We start from the raw sequence: 17,656 nt of genomic DNA, 5'->3' as shown, positions 1-17,656 counted from the left end.
TTTATTATCTAAAATTAGCGTTTAGGCATCATCGAATTGAATTAAAAAATCCAGCGATGGCACAAAGAATGATGACCCAGTCAATGCTTTAGTAAACAACATTAAATGGTCATGATTTCCATCGCTATCGCCATGTACCATACTCCGAAGCATTTTTTCAAAATGTTCAGGGGTGCGGCAGACAGAAATAAATACCAACCCTTGTTCTCTCGTTGAACCATAAGGCATACTTTGACGTAAAATCTCTAATGAGTTTCCTTGCGGATCCTTTAAATTGACTCGTTTAGTATGACTGGTTAACGGCTTATCTTCTGATTCGTACTCAATATCATCAGCTTTGGTACGGCCATATATATCTTCTTGTTTTTTTACAGGTAAACGATGCCATTTACTTAAGTTATGCAGATATTTTTGTACATGAACATAACTACCTGAAACAAACTTTTCGTCTTCATCACCGACAAGTGCAACCTGTTGACGATGGCGTCCTTTAGGGTTTTCTGTACCATCAACAAAACCCATTAAATCACGGCTGTCCATAAATCGAAAACCGCGCTCTTCATCTACTAATTCAACCAAATCTTCAAACATCTGGTTAATTTCATTGGCAACAAGATGCAAAATATCATAACGATCACAACGGATATGAACAAACAAATCATATTCCATTGCAGGTGCATCACGATTACCTTCATTCATAGCAGGAAAAGGTTTTAATAATGCAGGACGAGCGTCTGGATAAAAGGTATCCCAAAAATTAGCCCCAATACCCACAAAGCCATTAAATGCACTGTCGGTATATTGATCTGTGAGTTCGTAAATGTATTGTGCCACATTAGCAATAGATGGACGTAATTGCTCTTCAACACCATCGTTGGCATTAAACATCAAATACACACTGTGTAAATTCCCTTCTGCGCAAATCCCTAACTGTTCACGAGGCATAACTTGGTTACCCATATTTACTTATCCACCTTAATACTTTCTGTCGGCCTAAATGGTGATAACTTAATACTGGATGCTATTAAAAAACGAATAGCACCTCTGATCAATTTCATTAATCAGTAGCTTATCTTAATCAAATGTAAATTTCTTTAAGTGTATTCACATTTAGCTTATTTGTAAGTCACATTTTACTTAAATAAGTTTAGATAAGAGATTGATCATCAGTCACATTCATCAAATGGAGATCAAATGATACAGACTGTTGAGCGTTAATTAAAAATCACCAGAGGATGCGCGGCAATAACAACATTCACCCGTTGACCAGGCATTAATATTGTTGATTGACTGTTTATATCCAAAACATTATCGCCAATTTGAACTTGATAATGACATACAGTGCCAAGAAAATGCCTTTGGACAATACAACCATTACCTTCGATATTGGAATGTAATTCAATTTGCTGTGGTCGCAGTAATAAATGTCCTTGGCTACCAATAGGCAGAGACAACACTTCTGTACTGTTTAGGTATCCTAAAGAATACTGTACTTGATAATTGGAAGTGACCGTAATCGGTAAATAATTTCCCGAACCTAAAAAGTCGGCTACATAGCGATCTGTCGGCGCAGAGTAAAGGGTTTCGGCTTTACCATGCTGTATAATGGCGCCATTTTTAAACAAAGCCAGTTTATCGGCAAACACAAATGCTTCGTCTTTACTGTGGGTAACAAACACCGCACTCACATTACGTTGCTTCAATATGGCACGAATTTCCAACATCATATCGTTACGAACTTGTGCATCAATATTAGAAAAAGGCTCGTCGAGTAATAATAATTTCGGTTGATAAGCTAATGCACGCGCAATCGATACTCGCTGTTGTTGCCCGCCAGATAATTCATGAGGATAACGAGATGACAATCCCGTTAATTTAACCAGCTCAAGCATTTCTTCTAACCGAGTTAACCGCTCCGCACGATTGAGTTCGTTAACGCCAAATAATATATTTTCAGCCACAGTTAAATGGGGAAATAGAGCATAGTCTTGAAAAATCATGCCTATACCACGCTGCTCACTCGCAACGAACACACCATCACCACTCAAAACTTGACCATTGATCCTAATACAACCTTCACTAATGGCTTGTAAGCCTGCTATCGCACGCAATAGTGTTGTTTTACCACAACCACTAGGACCCAATAGTGCAACTATTTCACCCTGTTCTAATATAAGATTTAAATGGCGCAATACAACTTGGCCTTGATAATCACTGCAGACATTTTCAATAGTTAACGTTGACATAATTAGCCTTGTTGCTCTAATGAGCGATTTAGATAAATCAGGGGAACAAGCCCAACCAACACAATCACAATAGCGGCCAATGCTCCATGTTCAAGCCTTTCATCTGATACAAACTGAAAAACATAAGTAGCTAAGTTTTCAAATCCTATGGGACGCAATAATAATGCAGCGGGTAATTCTTTCATACTTTCGATAAATACCAACAATGCGCCAGCAAAAATCCCCTTACGCAATAAAGGTAAATGCACTCGCCATAAGAGTTGATTAGGTGTTCGCCCTAGCGTAATACAAGCCATGTCTAAAGAAGGCGAAATACGTTTATAACTGTTTTCTAAACTGCCAATGGATATGGCAATAAATCGGACACAAAAAGCAAAAATCAGCGCAAACACGCTTCCTGTTAATAATAAACCAGGCCCTCGAACGCCAAACCAGTCGTAAACATCGTTAATCGCAAAATCGATAAAGGTCAGTGGCACCAAAATGCCGATAGCTAAAACAGTGCCCGGTAAAGCGTAACCTGTACAACTTAATCTAGACGGAAGATGGTCACTTTTACGTGGACTAACCCGGCGAACAAACATCAATATCAGAGAGAGAACCACGCACACAGCACTGACAATTGCGGCAATGTATAAACTATTTAGGCTATATTGCCAAAATCGTACATCCCAACTTTCATTGAAATAATCGATAGCATATCCACACAACACAATGAAAGGTAATAAAAAGGCTGTAAACAACAACACAGCACAATAGCCTAATGCGACCCAAGCCGTTTTTGGTGATAACACATATCTATCGGCTTCATTAAGAGAAGATTGTTTTTGAAATAATTGTTGTTTACGACGGGCAAAACGTTCAACCCCAATCATAGAAAAGACCACTAGCAGCATAATTGCCGAAAGCTTTGCTGCCGCAGTTAAACTGCCATACCCGAGCCAAGTATCATACACAGCAGTAGTTAATGTCGGTACAGCGAAATAGCTTACAGTGGCAAAGTCTGCTGCGGTTTCCATTGCCACGAGTGCAACACCGACAGCTAACGCGGGTCTGGCCATTGGTAATGCTAGGCGCCAAAAACTTCGCCACGGGCTACACCCCATAACACGAGATGCATATAACAAACTGGAAGACTGCTCCATAAAAGCGGTTCTAGCTAATAAATAGATATAAGGAAATAACACTAACGACAATATTATCGCTGCACCACCAAGACTCCGTATCGAAGGGAAATAATAATCATGAGGAGATTGCCATTCAAACCAAGCTCTTAATGTACGTTGCACCGGTCCTGCATAATCCAACATATCGGTATAAACATAGGCAACAATATAGGCTGGCATAGCTAATGGGAGAAGTAATAACCATTGAAAATAACGACGAAATGGAAAATCACAGCGAGCAACCAACCAAGCCGCTGGCGTCGCTATCACTAAAGTTCCCAGTCCTACCAGTAACATCAGTAATAAACTATTAGCGATGTATGTCGGCAGTACTGTATTAAACAAATGGTTAAATACAGCTTGATCAGGAAGAGTGGCTTGCACAATTAAGGCAACCAGTGGCAATGTTAAAATCGCCGCAATAAAATAACCAGCAAGCGACCAGCTTCTGGTTAAGCCTAAAATCATAAAAAATACCGGGTTAATTCAGCGCACTAAATGAATAATATAATAGTGCGCTAGTAATATTTAAACCAACTTGAGTGAGCGTTCGAGGTTTAGTTAAAGGTCGAACTTCGTTTCATCAAGCAACTTAACAGCGGCTTGATGATATTCAGCCAACTTATAAATAGGTAAACTGTCTGCTTTAAATTCGCCCCATGAAGCAACTAATTCAGACGGTGCAACATCAGCTTTAATCGGATATTCCATATTGACTTCAGCGTACATTTTTTGCGCCAAATCCGAAGTGAGAAACTCCATTAACTTAATCGCATTGCCTTTATGCGGTGCATATTTTGCTAATGCCATACCTGAAACATTAACATGAGCACCACGATTTTGCTGATTTGGGAAATTAATTTCAACAGCTTCTGCCCAACTTTTTTGGTTTTTATCCATCAGCATTTTGCCAAAGTAGTAGCTATTACCAATGGCAACATCACACATACCTTCTTTAACAGCTAACACTTGATCACGATCGTTACCTTGTGGCTTACGCGCTAGATTGGCTTTAACGCCTTCTAACCATGCTTTGGTTTTCGCTTCACCATCATGGGCAATCATCGACGCCACTAATGCGATATTGTAAGGGTGTTTACCGCTGCGAGTACAAATCTTGCCTTTGTATTCTGGTGAGGCTAAATCTTCATAATCAATATCAATTTTACCGCTGCGTTCTTTAGAAGAATACACATTACGTACCCGCATTGTCAGCGCATACCAATCATCGTGTTGTGAACGATATTGGGCTGGAATATTGTCGTCGATGACGCTACTTTCAACTGGAGATACAAGATCTTTATCAACCAACTCCATTAAACGGGAGAAGTCAGATGTCAGTACTACATCAGCAGGAGATAAGCGACCTTCACGCACCATACGTTCTGCGATACCGTCTTTAGCAAATACCACATTAACGTCGACACCACTCTGTGCAGTAAACTTCTCTAAAATTGGCTCAATAAGAAAAGCCTGACGATAAGAATAAACCGTTAATGCATCAGCAGCATAGACTGAAGAAGTCACACTCGCTAAACCTAAAAATGCGACACTTTTTAACAATTTCATTAATTAACGCTCCCTAATTAAAACAATTTAGTCAACAAAACCCAATTGATATTGATAATGGTTATCAATTGCAACAGGATAAGTGATCAAATCAAAAGGAGCAAGTGTTGTTTCTATATCACGCTGGATATCAGCTAGGTTAAAAATGACACAAATATATTATCCGTCATAGTGACAGATGAGAAGAATAGCGATTAAATTAATATTAATTAATATGTTACCAGTATTTTTCTACTGTAATTTGCCCTGGAGCCCGTCGAAGGTTTTTAGCCAATCCTTTATCAATCAAGGCCGTTTGAGCATCTGTGATCATTCCTGGATTACCACAAATCATCATCTGAGAGTGCTCAGCATTAATTTCTAACCCGGCTTTTTGCTCAATAAGCCCACTGCTAATGCCATCAGGAATACGACACGATAAACCATCGGGATAATCTTCTCGGGTGACAATCGGAATAAACACGAACTGTTGAGGATATTTCTTAACAAATTGCTTTATTGTCTCTAAATAGGCTAAATCTTCTGCTAGCCTTACACCATAAACAAGTACGACTTTTTCAAAGCGCTGCCAAGGTACATCTGTCGCTAACATTGAGATAAAAGGACCAACAGCGGTACCCGTCGCCAAAAACCATAAGTGCTTACCTTGTAATGCACCGTGAGGCACTTCCTCTAAGGTCATAAAACCAGCCGCTTTCGATGACACTTCGATATTGTCGCCAGGCTTTAATGCTTTGAGATCTGGTGATAACTGTCCATCTTCTACTGCCACAGCAAGTACTTCTACATAATCCGTACTGGGTGGATTAACAAGCGAATAGGCGCGGGCAACACGTTTATCATCACGCATTTGACTGAGTTTAATAAACTGACCAGCGATAAAAGGTTCGATATCGGCTTTGATGCGCAACGAGAATAATTTATCATTCCAATCAATACGTTCAATCACCTTTCCCGTTGTCCACATAATCACAGTCCTTATCAATGAAAGCCAATCTTCATCATAAGAGACTAAGTGGCTTGAGTCACGCTTTGTGATTCATCTTTAGTTGAATGGTCTTGCTTGAATTGTGCTAATCCGTCCTGTATTAGCTCATACGTTTTATCTACATTTGCGGCTATATCACCCTCTAATACTTTTAAACCAGACAATATGTCACTGGCTTCTTTAAAGCCTTGACCAATAGCGTCGCCAATTTTTACCACAAAACTGTCTACTTGCTCATCGAGCCCCATAGATTGATTTTGTTGCTGATGCATTGAGAAAAACTTTGTTGCAAAGCTCAAAATACGATCCGCAGTTGCCTCTGGCGAATAATCTACACCGCTATCAATGCTTTTTTGGACTGAGTCTTCCCCCAACGTTGGTGCAAGTTCTTCATTAATGGCTTCAATAGCGGCGCGATAAAGTAATGCCATAGATTTGTTACCTGCGGCAATACTCACTTCTTCTTGAGCAGCAAGAATCGTGTTGTTCATCATTTGACGACTGAGTTGATTGGCAGAAACCTTGGTTGATGAATTTACCGCTGAGTTGTTATTTTCAGCCGCTTGATTTGACGACGTCGAAATGCCGACTGAAACATCTTTACTGTCCCTTGTATTGCTCGTCGTTATTGAAGTGGTATTTTTAATGTCCATAATAATATCTCATTTGGAATGACCGATAGCTTAATTATCGACCAACAAATGAATATCTGTAGTCACAAATGACAAATAAACAATTTAAATGATCACAACTAAGAAATTACAGCTTTACTTAAGTGTATGACAATCGTTTGATAGCAAGGCCAAAATTTTAACGATATAGTAATTGTCTATTTGATATAGAGAACATTACTAGCAAATAGGATTGATCAGTCATTATCATTAGTACTAAATCATTAATATCGAATTCTATTTAAGGACAATATTATGCCGCAACAACATTGGTTTATGTGGGGAATGGATATTTTTTCCGGTCTTTTTTTAGTGTTATTTTGGTTATTACTCATCGCGGTAATTTACATGTTTATTGCTGATAAACTACAAACCAAACAAGCCATTCGCCACAACTACCCTGTTATCGGTCGTTTTAGATATCTATTCGAAAAACAAGGTGAATTTTTTAGACAATACTTTTTTGCTCAAGACAGGGAAGAGCTACCTTTCAATCGCGCTGAACGTAGTTGGGTTTATCGTGCGGCTAAAAATGTTGACCGTACTATCGCGTTTGGTTCAACTCAAGTATTGGATAAACCGGGCGCTGTAATGTTCATGAACTCAGCATTTCCTGTCAGCGACCATGAAAAACATAACACCACAGCGGTAACCATTGGACCAAACTGCCAACAGCCATACACTACCGATAAAATTTGCCACATTTCAGCAATGAGTTTTGGGGCTTTGTCTCGTCCAGCGGTGACAGCATTATCTCATGGCGCCGCAAAAGCAGGTTGTTGGCTCAATACTGGCGAAGGTGGATTAAGTCCTTATCACCTTAAAGGTCATTGTGATTTAGTCTTTCAGATAGGTACTGCTAAATACGGTGTCCGTAACGAGCAAGGCCATTTAGATCCGCAAAAGCTCAGCGACATGGCGGCGCATCAAGAAGTCAAAATGTTTGAAATTAAGTTAAGCCAAGGTGCGAAACCCGGTAAAGGCGGTATTTTACCCGCCATCAAAGTCACCGAAGAAATTGCAGCCATTCGCGGGATCCCTGTCGGACAAGACTCAATTAGTCCTAATGGCCATATTGAACTACACAATGTTGCTGACATCGTCGATATGATAAATCAAGTAAGAGATATCACCGGAAAACCAACAGGCATTAAGGCTGTATTGGGTGATATGTCTTGGGTAACTGATTTCCTGGAAGAAATTGAACGTCGCGGCATTGAGCATGCACCGGACTTTTTTACACTAGACAGTTCAGATGGTGGTACCGGCGCAGCACCACAAGCCCTAATGGACAATGTAGGCTTACCATTAAGACAAAGCTTACCGCTACTGGTTGACTTATTGAATGAACGCGGCTTTAAGCAACGCATTAAAATTATCGCCACAGGTAAAATGATCATGCCATCATATGTCGCATGGGCTTTGGCCACTGGTGCTGACTTTATCGCTTCAGCTCGTGGAAATATGTTTGCTTTAGGCTGTATTCAATCTTTGCAATGCAATAAAGATACTTGCCCAACGGGAATTACAACTCACAATACACGGCTACAATACGGTTTAGATCCTAAAGATAAATCAGCACGAGTCGCAAACTACAATCACTTTTTGCATTACGATTTAAACATGATCGCACATTCATGCGGCGTTACAGATCCAAGATATTTAACTCGCCACCATGCTCGTATAGTCGAATCATCTGGTGTAGCAGTAACCTTAGATAAGCATTATCGCCACATGCAATAAAAAAACGGACGAACGTTCAATAAAAAATTAGAGCGGGTCATTAGATTGCCGAAAATTAATATAAGGTGTAGAATATAGTTGATATGGATCACATTAAAAGGCCTTAGTGTGATTTTGAATAGGCGCCAATCCAGAGGATTTCGTGTTGAATATAAAAACCGCTGCCGTAAACATAAATACGCAAAGCTTAAGTTTAAGTTGCAAAAACTGTAATCGAATGACAGAAATCGAAGGCGAATTAGTGTGTTTTGAACAAGGCAAAATTAAGCGTTTAACACTGGATCCTTCTCCAGCTGCACTGATCAAAATGGTGTGTATTGCTTGGCAGAAAAAATAATCTATCTTAACTAGCAATAGTATCCATCATTTAAGTATCCACTCATTATATCCCAATCAACTCCCTCATTTTTGAAATGGTAAATAAACCTAATATCAGCGATGAATAACTTATTATCATGAATTAATAAGGGTTTGATGACATCAATTCATCTGCATCTTTATGAGTATAAATCGGCATACCTGCATAAATTGATTGGATAGACAGAGTTGGACTAGAAAAGTGTGTCTTGCGCGTCATCATTTCGTTTAATAATGCTCTTATCAAGCTCGCTGCTGATTGCCTTAGCTAAAGTAACACCTCGAGTTGTTACTCTTAAACCTGCACACAAATCGTTATATACGATTTTAATTGCATCATCAGACATATTACGTGTTTTTAGCATGGCCATAATAGCATGCCAATCAGTAGTCACTTGATGTCGGGTGCCTTCTAGCGCCGCAATTAACGAAATATTATGCACAAGTTACCTCCTGACACGATTTAGTCCCTTCATAAGATCCAATTGGTTGATAAATAGAGCTATCTCATAAAAATAACCCGCAAGCACAACTATAGATTAACTGCGTTGATCATCATCGTCAAAAAATTTGTTCGTAATAAATGTAACAAGACAGTTTCTATACAATTTAGCAGTATAAGCAGTTCAATTAACAAGCTCTTTTACTATAATCGAGATAGACTATTCCTACTTAACATGTTGGTGTTAACAGCCTGTATTATAACTACGCAACCTTATGGTCAAGTGATAGCTAATGATAAATACCAACAACCGTATGGTACGCAACAGCATCCCAAGATTCACTTGTCGAATTATAAATTATAGTTACTCACTAAGCCTTTTTTCATTTTGAATATGCCAAAGCCGGGCATAAAGACCTTGTTGAGCTAACAAACTACTATGTGTACCATGCTCGACAATCTTACCTTTACTCAATACTACTATTTGGTCAGCATCAATAATGGTCGATAAACGATGAGCAACAACTAAGCTTGTAAGCCCTTTAGCTGCATCCCGTAATGCGTTTAAAATCGCTTGCTCAGAACGTGAGTCTAACGACGATGTTGCTTCATCAAATACTAAAATAGGTGCCCCTTTTAATACCGCTCGAGCGATAGCAACACGTTGTTTTTCACCACCAGAAAGTTTTAATCCCCGCTCACCCACTTTGGTATTACCTTTATCAGGTAAAGACTCAATAAAATCACTCAAATGCGCTAATTTAGCTGCAGCAAAAACCTCTTCTTCAGTGGCTTCTGGACGACCATATCGAATATTTTCATAAATGGAATTGTTAAATAACACGGTATCTTGTGGCACGATAGCGATAGCTCTTCGCAAGGCCTGCTGACTAAAGTCACGAACATCAATACCATCAATAGTGATAGCTCCATGGTCAACATCATAAAAGCGAAATAGCAACTTAATAATAGTTGATTTACCTGCACCACTGTCACCTACAACAGCAATTTTTTTCCCTGCTGGCACTTCAAAATTAACACTATTTAGAATAATTCGTTGATCATATTGAAAGCTTACATCTGTGAATTTTATCGCTCCAATAGTTGGGCTTTTCTCAATTGCACCAACTTGGTCTAACACTTGAGGTTGTTTGCCTAAAATATCAAACATACGCTCAATATTGGCTAATGCACCACGGATCTCTCGATACACAAAACCTAAAAAATTAAGTGGCATAAACAACTGCATCATAAATGCATTAATTAATACGAAGTCACCAATCGTCATTGAACCTTGACTCACTTCATATGCTGCAAGAGCCATCATCGCGGTCATAGCCACAGCAATAATGACTGCTTGGCCACCATTTAGCGCAAATAATGATAAGCGATTTTTTCGTTTCGCAACTTCCCATTGTTCTAAAGCTTCGTCATATCGTTGTGATTCAAATTGTTCATTATTAAAATACTTTACAGTTTCATAATTTAATAGACTATCAACGGATCGCGTATTCGCCAGCGAATCCGCTCTGGCTGCATCACGTACATAACCCGTACGCCACTCCGTCGCGATAATAGAATAACCAATATATGCTATAACAGAAAATAACGTAATTAACGCAAAAATCACCCCATAGTTATAAAAGAAAATACCAATAACTAAAGCGATTTCCAGTAATGTCGGCACTATATTAAACACCATGAAGCGCATTAAAAAACTCACGCCACTAGTACCTCGTTCAATATCTCTAGATAAACCGCCAGTACGGCGATCTAAATGAAAATCAAGATCGAGTCGATGTAAATGTTCAAAAACAGCCCGCCCAAGGCGACGAATAGCACGCTCAGTAACCCTACCAAATAAGGTATCACGTACTTCACCAATAATGACATTCAACAAACGCACCGCCCCATAGGCCAATACTAATCCTATGGGGACAGCAACAAGCTGTGTAGCAGATTGTTTATCAAGAGAATCAACCAAATCTTTTAAGATAAATGGAAGTCCTACACTGGCAATTTTAGCAATAATCAAACAAACCATTGCCAAAAACACACGTCCTTTAAACTCTAATAAATATGGCCATAGTAATCGCAATACATGCCAATTTAGTTTCCCTACCGGGCCTTCAAAATACGCAGAAGGTCTCATCTATACTCCAATTAATTACCGCCGTTATAGGCAGTCTATGACGCTCTAACTTTAATTGTCTTATTATACGCCATTTCCTTATCAGACTTATGTCACATTACTATTGAATAAATACAAACTGATTTTAATCATAGTGTATGGGGTAGACGCCAGAAAACAGCACTTTAGACTTACAATTTACGAAAGTGTAGTAAACTAAAATACTACTGTTAGATTTTTTTTTGTTATTTTTACTTTATTAATCTAAATAGAGTTATTTCTATAAGCATAATTTGATATTCTTTGAATGCAGAGAATCGCCGCTTGATGAGAAACAAACAACGATTTACTAGTTTGAAGGATGTTTTATGTTAGATAGCTCGAAAGCTCAATACCCACCATTACAATTAATACAAACATGGGTATGGATGATGATTGAATCAAATAATCCTGAACTGCAAGATAAAGGTCGAGATAACCTGATATCGGCCTTTGGCAGTTTAGCCAAAGCCAATGAATACCTATTTGAATATGCAAAAAAATAAGGCGCAAATTGCGCCTTATTTTTTAAATATTACCAAGCAAGTACTATACTTTACGACGGTCGACTACACTTTGATTTAGTGTTGCTAAAAGAGACTCTGTGTCATCCCAGCCTATACAAGCATCGGTGACACTCTGTCCATAACACAACGCACTATTTTCAATTAAATCTTGGCGTCCTTCGACTAAATGACTTTCTACCATGACGCCAAATATAGCCTGATTACCTTGAGCTATTTGACCTGCAACATCATCTGCAACCATCATCTGCTTTTTATAATCTTTACTGCTATTAGCATGACTAAAATCAATCATAATATTATCAGTCAAGCCCGATTCAGTAAGCTGCTTAGTGATATCAGCTACATGTTCAGCACTATAATTGGGTGCCCGTCCGCCACGCAAAATAATATGGCAATCAGGATTCCCTTTAGTCGATACAATTGCCGAATGACCAAACTTAGTCACCGATAAAAAGTGATGTGGCGCATTAGCAGCGCCGATAGCATCAATGGCTACTTTAATCGTGCCGTCGGTACCATTTTTAAAGCCTACCGGACATGAAAGTCCTGATGATAACTCTCTATGCACTTGCGACTCGGTGGTACGAGCGCCAATAGCTCCCCAACACATCATATCGGCGACATATTGAGGTGTGATCATATCTAAAAATTCACCAGCAGTGGGTATTCCAGAATCATTCAAATCGACTAACAATTTTCGAGCAGTACGCAAACCGTCATTGAGTTGATAACTATTGTCCATATATGGGTCATTAATTAGACCTTTCCAGCCCACAGTTGTTCTTGGCTTCTCAAAATACACCCGCATCACAATTTCAAGCTGGTCTTTATACTGCTCACGCAGCTTAACCAAGCGTTGACCATATTCTAAGGCTGCTACAGGATCGTGGATAGAACAAGGACCAATTACCACCAATAAACGATCATCTTCGCGTGCTAATATATTATGAATACTATTACGTGCATTGAAAACTGTTGTAGATGCACTCTCGGTTGCCGGAAATCGTTCTAGAATCGCAATCGGTGGAAGTAATTGTTTTATTTCATCGATACGAATATCGTCATTTTGGTAATGCATAGTAGTTGTAACTCCAGCCAAAACGTTTTATTTACCTTATTCAGAAAAGATAAATTCAGATAATACAATTCATTAAAAAAATGATTAAAAACATCGAGAAAATGAACATCAACTATCAATTTAACCAGTATTTACCTACAAATCAATCAAGAATTATTCATCTGTGCCGATAACAAAGACTATAGAGATATTAGTTCAAAGTGGTTAATAGCAAGCAATTGAGGACGAAACTATAGGCCTTCAATGCAAAATGATTCTTACATGAATCTAGTTATTAGCAGGAGATTGATTGTACAAGTAAAACATAATTAGGAAAGTAATGTGCTTTGCTTAAAACAACAAAAATGATTAAAACGCAATACAAGGACGATGTTCCACTTTATATGTAGCAGATAATTCAGAGGAGGAAACCATTGAAAAACAGCATCAAAAGTTTACTCATTGCATTCAGCTCTTTAATTGGTGTTTGTCCATCTGCGTTAGCTAATCCCATTATTCCCATCAAAGATACACACGAATTAATCGATTTACACGCGCAGAATGACAATAAAACATTAGTATCGACCATTAATAGCATTAGCTTTTCAACCAGTAATAGCATTGCACCTTATTTCTTTTCCGATACAAACACTGGTGTACAATACGACCTATTGAAAGCTGCGCTTAACACTCAAAATATTGAAATAAAAGAAATTATACATGCGCCCAATTTACGTTCTCAACGTCTAGTAAAAACAAAAAAAATAGATTGTATGATCAATACTCCTGATAATGTTGAAGGATTATTTTATACACAAAGCTTGATTGAATATCAAAATAGTTTGTTCTATTTATCAAGAAATAACCTCGAGATAGAACAAATTGATGATCTTAATGGTTTGTCTATTTTAGGGTTTCAGAACTCAAAACAATACTTAGGCGATGAGTTTAAAATCTTAGAAGATGCTAATCCGCTTTATAGTGAAATATCAAATCAGAAAAGCCAAGTAGTGATGTTATTTAATGGTTATGTACAAGTAATCGTTTTAGAAAGACGAATATTTGAATATTATCGCCATTTGCTCAGACAAAAATTAGACACCAGTATCCGCGTAACCGAAGCCGCACTTTTTGACCCCGCAGAGCGAAAAATTGCCTGTCATGATCAAATAATAGCTAATCAAGTTAATAGTGCCATTACGGCACTTAAACAATCATATCGCTATCAAGAAATACTTGATCTAGCTAAACAAAATAATTATCAACCTCAGATGGATTAATTCCGTCTCATTGCTTGTAATTTACTTTGATAGCGTTGTTTGTTGCTAGTATCACTTAATGCCAATGCGCGTTTAAGGCTTTTCTCTGCAAGTCGTTCATCACCCGTTGCCCAATAAGCTCTCGACAAGCCAAAATAGAATTCATGGCGATAATCGGCTTTCGCAACAGCTCGTTTATACCATATAAGTGCATTTTGATATTGGCTATCAAAATAGGCTTGTTGCGCCATATCAAAATAATAAAAAGGATTATTAATTCGAGCAAGTTCAAGTACTTTATGAATCTCGGCCCACTCAACTAAACGATCTTGCTCGCCTAAAATGAGAGCTAAATTATATAACGTTGATAGGTCTTGCGAATTAACTTGTAAGGCTGCTCGATAAACTTGTTCGGCTTCATCATCAAAGCCTTTATGACGATAGATCACCGCGAGGGTATTGATGGCAGCAACAAGCTGCGGATCTAAGATTATGGACTTTTTTACCAACGCATATGCGGTGTCATAATCGGCTCGGACTAAGGCTTCTGCTGCAACGTTGTTGTAATACATGGCACTTAATTGGCGCTTATTAACTCGTTTTTTTCGGTAGGCCCGTACTGAACGTTCGGGCAAAAAGTCAATTAAAACCTCCGTTCCCCTGAACAATACAGTATGAGAATCTTCTGGCGGCAATAAGCTTAAATTAACGTGTCCGTTAACTAAATAAAAACCACCGCGGCGATCCCAAAAAGGTTCAACATCAATATCATACAATTCAACAGGTACATTTAGCACATCAGCTAATGAAGCCGATAAGACCACCAGAGACATACAATTTCCTTGACGATCCAGCACTGTTTCACTCGCTGTACGAGTATAATGATCGCGATATTCAAAACCACCATCTTGGGCACCAACATATTGGGCTAACCATTCATTAGCTAAGGTATTTTTGCTGCGGATGGAATTATCAGACTGAAACTGACGCTTAAAATTCGCTACAAAGGAGTCGGGTAAACGATAAATATCGTCGACATCAATCGTTAATACAGGTACAAAATAATCATCATAAAAAAGTGAATTAACGTTAACATTTTTGGACTGAGATGGGCTTGACTGGCAAGCGCAAAGGAAGCACATTAAACTCAATAGAATGAAGAAACAAACATTAGGTTTATGTCTATTATCGCTAAGACTTAATGTCTCACAGGAGCGCTTTAATGGGTGACAAAGCAGCATAATTCAACCCTCAGAGGAATAAGCTATCTAAAAGCTTAGTCAATAGCCTATCTTTCAGCCAATAAACTTAGATAAAAAAATAAGCTTTCATTAAAGTATTACTCTATTTTCTAGGGGTATTCTTCGTCATGAGGTAGATCAATTTGAATGAAAAGCTGCTGGCCATGATATTGATAAGGACGATAATTTAACTGTCCACAGTGATAATAAAGATAAGCTGTATTGACAGAAATACACCCAATTGGTAATGACCGTAAAATAGTTAATTGCTGTTGTTGGCGCAGTAGCGTTTGCCACTCATGTAGCTGTAACACTTCATCACGCACAGCAAAAGCATCAAATGGTTCAGATGATTTACGCACTACAACAGTGCCCGCTGCAACAATAGGACTAAAAGAAGAAGTAATAGCAACAATTGAACCAAGCAAACAAAATGTACTAAAGAAACTCATATCGCCCCCAATTTACGAATAATCTCCAAAAAAAACAGAACCCGAAGGTTCTGTTTAATACTGACTCAGTTAATGAAGTTAAAAATTAACCGGCATTATTACCACTAGAAAACTCAGGGTAAGCCTCTACACCACAGTCAGAAGCATCCATACCATTGTACTCTTCTTCTTCTGTTACACGGATACCCATGGTCATTTTTAATACAAACCATACTAATAACGATGCAGTGAATACCCAAATAAAGATAACTGCTGCACCATATAGTTGACTACCAAAACTAGCATCTGCATTCGATAGTGGAACCAACATCAATCCAAGGAAACCTGCAACACCGTGTACCGAAATAGCGCCTACTGGGTCATCTATTTTAACTCGGTCAAATGCAATGACAGAGAAGATAACCACGGCACCAGCAACTAAACCAATCACACCAGCCATTAACAATGAAGGTGATAATGGGTCAGCTGTAATGGCGACCAATCCAGCCAATGCCCCGTTTAAAATCATGGTCAAATCAGCTTTGCCCCATACCACTTTACATACAATAAGTGCTGAGATGGCACCAAATGCTGCAGCAGAGTTTGTGTTTACAAAGATTTTAGCCACTGCACTCGCATTTTCAGCATCTGACACTAACAATTGCGAACCACCGTTAAAGCCAAACCAACCCATCCATAAAATGAACATACCTAAGGTTGCCATCGGTAAATTAGAACCTGGAATAGGATGAATTTGACCGTTTTCACCATATTTACCTTTACGAGCTCCAAGAAGCAATACGCCAGAGATTGCAGCTGCTGCACCGGCCATATGCACAATGCCACTACCAGCAAAATCTACAAAGCCTGCAGCAGAAAGGAATCCACCACCCCATGTCCAGTAGCCTTCAACAGGATAAATCACTGCCGTCATTACCACTGAAAAAACAAGGAAAGACCATAATCTCATTCGTTCAGCAACAGCACCTGATACAATCGACATCGCTGTAGCAACAAATACTACTTGGAAGAAAAAGTCTGATTCGAGCGCATGATCTGCACCATCAGCTTGACCACCGATTAACGAACCAAAAGAAGGAATAAATCCACCTTCAACATTGTCGACATACATAATGTTGTAACCGACTAATAAAAACATGACACACGCAATTGAGTATAAACACACATTTTTAGTTAAAATTTCAGTGGTGTTTTTTGAGCGGACTAATCCAGCTTCCAGCATGGCAAAACCAGCAGCCATCCACATGACTAACGCGCCAGAAATCAAGAAATAAAACGTATCTAATGCGAAACGTAATTCAGTTACCGTCAGGCCTAATTGAGTTAACTCTTCCATACCAGCCTCCTATAATGCTTCGTTATCAAGTTCACCCGTACGGATACGGATAACCTGTTCTAAACTAGTAACAAATATCTTGCCATCACCAATTTTACCGGTATGAGCGGCACTGGTAATCGCTTCAATAAGCATGTCTAAGTTTTCAGATTTTGTGGCAATTTCTAATTTTACTTTTGGTAGAAAGTCCACTTGATACTCTGCCCCACGATAAAGTTCTGTGTGACCTTTCTGACGTCCAAATCCTTTGACCTCAGTAACAGTCATACCTTCAATGCCCATGCCTGCAATAGCTTCACGGACATCATCCAATTTAAATGGCTTGATGATAGCGCTGACGAGTTTCATCTCGACCTCCAAAAGTGTGAAAAAATTAGTTGTTATTTATTTGTTGTAACGAGTTAATTCAATCATCAGGCCACTTTTCCAACA

The 17,656-nt window shown here is 38.7% G+C and carries 17 protein-coding genes; 4 read left to right on the top strand and 13 right to left on the bottom strand.

Annotation, left to right across the window (positions count from 1 at the left end):
- Window positions 1–21 precede the first annotated feature (21 nt).
- From FCN25_RS13570 to FCN25_RS13545, 6 genes are all read right to left on the bottom strand, one after another.
- Window positions 22–960 carry a Dyp-type peroxidase gene (locus FCN25_RS13570; RefSeq protein WP_137225645.1) on the bottom strand — a complete coding sequence of 313 codons (939 nt, stop codon included), beginning with the start codon at window positions 958–960 and terminating at the stop codon, window positions 22–24.
- 254 nt (window positions 961–1,214) lie between these two features.
- The gene (locus FCN25_RS13565) at window positions 1,215–2,246 is read right to left on the bottom strand and encodes an ABC transporter ATP-binding protein (protein WP_137225643.1); all 1,032 of its coding nucleotides are present in this window, start codon (window positions 2,244–2,246) and stop codon (window positions 1,215–1,217) included.
- Window positions 2,247–2,248: 2 nt separating this feature from the next.
- Window positions 2,249–3,880, bottom strand: a complete 1,632-nt coding sequence (locus FCN25_RS13560; protein WP_137225641.1) for an iron ABC transporter permease — start codon at window positions 3,878–3,880, stop codon at window positions 2,249–2,251.
- Between the two features lie 93 nt (window positions 3,881–3,973).
- Window positions 3,974–4,981, bottom strand: a complete 1,008-nt coding sequence (locus tag FCN25_RS13555) for an extracellular solute-binding protein (RefSeq protein ID WP_137225639.1) — start codon at window positions 4,979–4,981, stop codon at window positions 3,974–3,976.
- A 217-nt stretch (window positions 4,982–5,198) separates the two neighbouring features.
- Window positions 5,199–5,948: a ferredoxin--NADP reductase gene (locus FCN25_RS13550; RefSeq protein WP_137225637.1), complete on the bottom strand. Its 750-nt coding sequence runs from the start codon at window positions 5,946–5,948 to the stop codon at window positions 5,199–5,201.
- 44 nt (window positions 5,949–5,992) lie between these two features.
- A complete protein-coding gene (locus FCN25_RS13545; RefSeq protein ID WP_137225635.1) occupies window positions 5,993–6,622 on the bottom strand; it encodes a DUF5610 domain-containing protein in 630 nt (209 codons plus the stop codon).
- Window positions 6,623–6,895: 273 nt separating this feature from the next.
- Between FCN25_RS13545 and FCN25_RS13540 the strand changes: the two genes are divergently transcribed.
- Both FCN25_RS13540 and FCN25_RS13535 read left to right on the top strand, forming a co-directional pair.
- Window positions 6,896–8,383 (top strand): FMN-binding glutamate synthase family protein, encoded by a 1,488-nt coding sequence (locus FCN25_RS13540; protein ID WP_137225633.1) that lies wholly within the window; start codon window positions 6,896–6,898, stop codon window positions 8,381–8,383.
- Between the two features lie 151 nt (window positions 8,384–8,534).
- The gene (locus tag FCN25_RS13535) at window positions 8,535–8,720 is read left to right on the top strand and encodes a hypothetical protein (RefSeq protein WP_240778510.1); all 186 of its coding nucleotides are present in this window, start codon (window positions 8,535–8,537) and stop codon (window positions 8,718–8,720) included.
- 214 nt (window positions 8,721–8,934) lie between these two features.
- Here FCN25_RS13535 and FCN25_RS13530 read toward each other — a convergent pair whose 3' ends face one another.
- Together FCN25_RS13530 and FCN25_RS13525 are read right to left on the bottom strand one after the other, a co-directional pair.
- Window positions 8,935–9,183 (bottom strand): hypothetical protein, encoded by a 249-nt coding sequence (locus FCN25_RS13530; RefSeq protein WP_175405873.1) that lies wholly within the window; start codon window positions 9,181–9,183, stop codon window positions 8,935–8,937.
- Between the two features lie 363 nt (window positions 9,184–9,546).
- Complete coding sequence (locus FCN25_RS13525; RefSeq protein WP_137225629.1) at window positions 9,547–11,334, bottom strand: ABC transporter ATP-binding protein/permease; 1,788 nt, start codon at window positions 11,332–11,334, stop codon at window positions 9,547–9,549.
- A 347-nt stretch (window positions 11,335–11,681) separates the two neighbouring features.
- Between FCN25_RS13525 and FCN25_RS13520 the strand changes: the two genes are divergently transcribed.
- Entirely contained in the window at window positions 11,682–11,858 is a 177-nt protein-coding gene (locus FCN25_RS13520) for a hypothetical protein (RefSeq protein ID WP_137225627.1), read from the top strand.
- Window positions 11,859–11,901: 43 nt separating this feature from the next.
- On the opposite strand, the gene aroG is transcribed toward FCN25_RS13520, so the two are convergent.
- Window positions 11,902–12,957 (bottom strand): 3-deoxy-7-phosphoheptulonate synthase AroG, encoded by a 1,056-nt coding sequence (gene aroG, locus FCN25_RS13515; protein ID WP_137225625.1) that lies wholly within the window; start codon window positions 12,955–12,957, stop codon window positions 11,902–11,904.
- 413 nt (window positions 12,958–13,370) lie between these two features.
- Here aroG and FCN25_RS13510 point away from each other — a divergent pair, with 413 nt between their 5' ends.
- Window positions 13,371–14,216, top strand: coding sequence for an ABC transporter substrate-binding protein (locus FCN25_RS13510; protein WP_254693644.1), 846 nt, complete (start codon window positions 13,371–13,373; stop codon window positions 14,214–14,216).
- On the opposite strand, the gene FCN25_RS13505 is transcribed toward FCN25_RS13510, so the two are convergent.
- The 4 genes from FCN25_RS13505 to FCN25_RS13490 form a co-directional block, all read right to left on the bottom strand.
- Window positions 14,213–15,337, bottom strand: a complete 1,125-nt coding sequence (locus FCN25_RS13505; protein ID WP_254693643.1) for a lipopolysaccharide assembly protein LapB — start codon at window positions 15,335–15,337, stop codon at window positions 14,213–14,215. The two genes, FCN25_RS13510 and FCN25_RS13505, sit on opposite strands and share 4 nt — an antisense overlap.
- A gap of 209 nt (window positions 15,338–15,546) precedes the next feature.
- Window positions 15,547–15,888, bottom strand: a complete 342-nt coding sequence (locus FCN25_RS13500; protein ID WP_137225620.1) for a hypothetical protein — start codon at window positions 15,886–15,888, stop codon at window positions 15,547–15,549.
- 85 nt (window positions 15,889–15,973) lie between these two features.
- Window positions 15,974–17,224, bottom strand: coding sequence for an ammonium transporter (locus FCN25_RS13495; protein ID WP_137225617.1), 1,251 nt, complete (start codon window positions 17,222–17,224; stop codon window positions 15,974–15,976).
- A 9-nt stretch (window positions 17,225–17,233) separates the two neighbouring features.
- Window positions 17,234–17,572 (bottom strand): P-II family nitrogen regulator, encoded by a 339-nt coding sequence (locus FCN25_RS13490; RefSeq protein ID WP_137225615.1) that lies wholly within the window; start codon window positions 17,570–17,572, stop codon window positions 17,234–17,236.
- Window positions 17,573–17,656 lie beyond the last annotated feature (84 nt).

Source organism: Shewanella sp. MEBiC00475 (genome assembly GCF_005234075.1).
Lineage (GTDB): Bacteria > Pseudomonadota > Gammaproteobacteria > Enterobacterales > Shewanellaceae > Shewanella > Shewanella polaris.
Note: the sequence above shows the minus strand (reverse complement) of the source record. Positions and strands in the feature narration are given on the sequence as shown.

Bases quoted from the DNA above. Each gene is read 5' to 3' on its own strand.
- FCN25_RS13525 (WP_137225629.1), bottom strand. From the start codon at position 11,334: ATGAGACCTTCTGCGTATTTTGAAGGCCCGGTAGGGAAACTAAATTGG.
- FCN25_RS13520 (WP_137225627.1), top strand. From the start codon at position 11,682: ATGTTAGATAGCTCGAAAGCTCAATACCCACCATTACAATTAATACAA.
- FCN25_RS13560 (WP_137225641.1), bottom strand. From the start codon at position 3,880: ATGATTTTAGGCTTAACCAGAAGCTGGTCGCTTGCTGGTTATTTTATT.
- FCN25_RS13545 (WP_137225635.1), bottom strand. From the start codon at position 6,622: ATGGACATTAAAAATACCACTTCAATAACGACGAGCAATACAAGGGAC.
- FCN25_RS13550 (WP_137225637.1), bottom strand. From the start codon at position 5,948: ATGTGGACAACGGGAAAGGTGATTGAACGTATTGATTGGAATGATAAA.
- FCN25_RS13495 (WP_137225617.1), bottom strand. From the start codon at position 17,224: ATGGAAGAGTTAACTCAATTAGGCCTGACGGTAACTGAATTACGTTTC.
- FCN25_RS13565 (WP_137225643.1), bottom strand. From the start codon at position 2,246: ATGTCAACGTTAACTATTGAAAATGTCTGCAGTGATTATCAAGGCCAA.
- FCN25_RS13490 (WP_137225615.1), bottom strand. From the start codon at position 17,572: ATGAAACTCGTCAGCGCTATCATCAAGCCATTTAAATTGGATGATGTC.
- FCN25_RS13570 (WP_137225645.1), bottom strand. From the start codon at position 960: ATGGGTAACCAAGTTATGCCTCGTGAACAGTTAGGGATTTGCGCAGAA.
- aroG (WP_137225625.1), bottom strand. From the start codon at position 12,957: ATGCATTACCAAAATGACGATATTCGTATCGATGAAATAAAACAATTA.
- FCN25_RS13500 (WP_137225620.1), bottom strand. From the start codon at position 15,888: ATGAGTTTCTTTAGTACATTTTGTTTGCTTGGTTCAATTGTTGCTATT.
- FCN25_RS13555 (WP_137225639.1), bottom strand. From the start codon at position 4,981: ATGAAATTGTTAAAAAGTGTCGCATTTTTAGGTTTAGCGAGTGTGACT.
- FCN25_RS13540 (WP_137225633.1), top strand. From the start codon at position 6,896: ATGCCGCAACAACATTGGTTTATGTGGGGAATGGATATTTTTTCCGGT.
- FCN25_RS13505 (WP_254693643.1), bottom strand. From the start codon at position 15,337: ATGTGCTTCCTTTGCGCTTGCCAGTCAAGCCCATCTCAGTCCAAAAAT.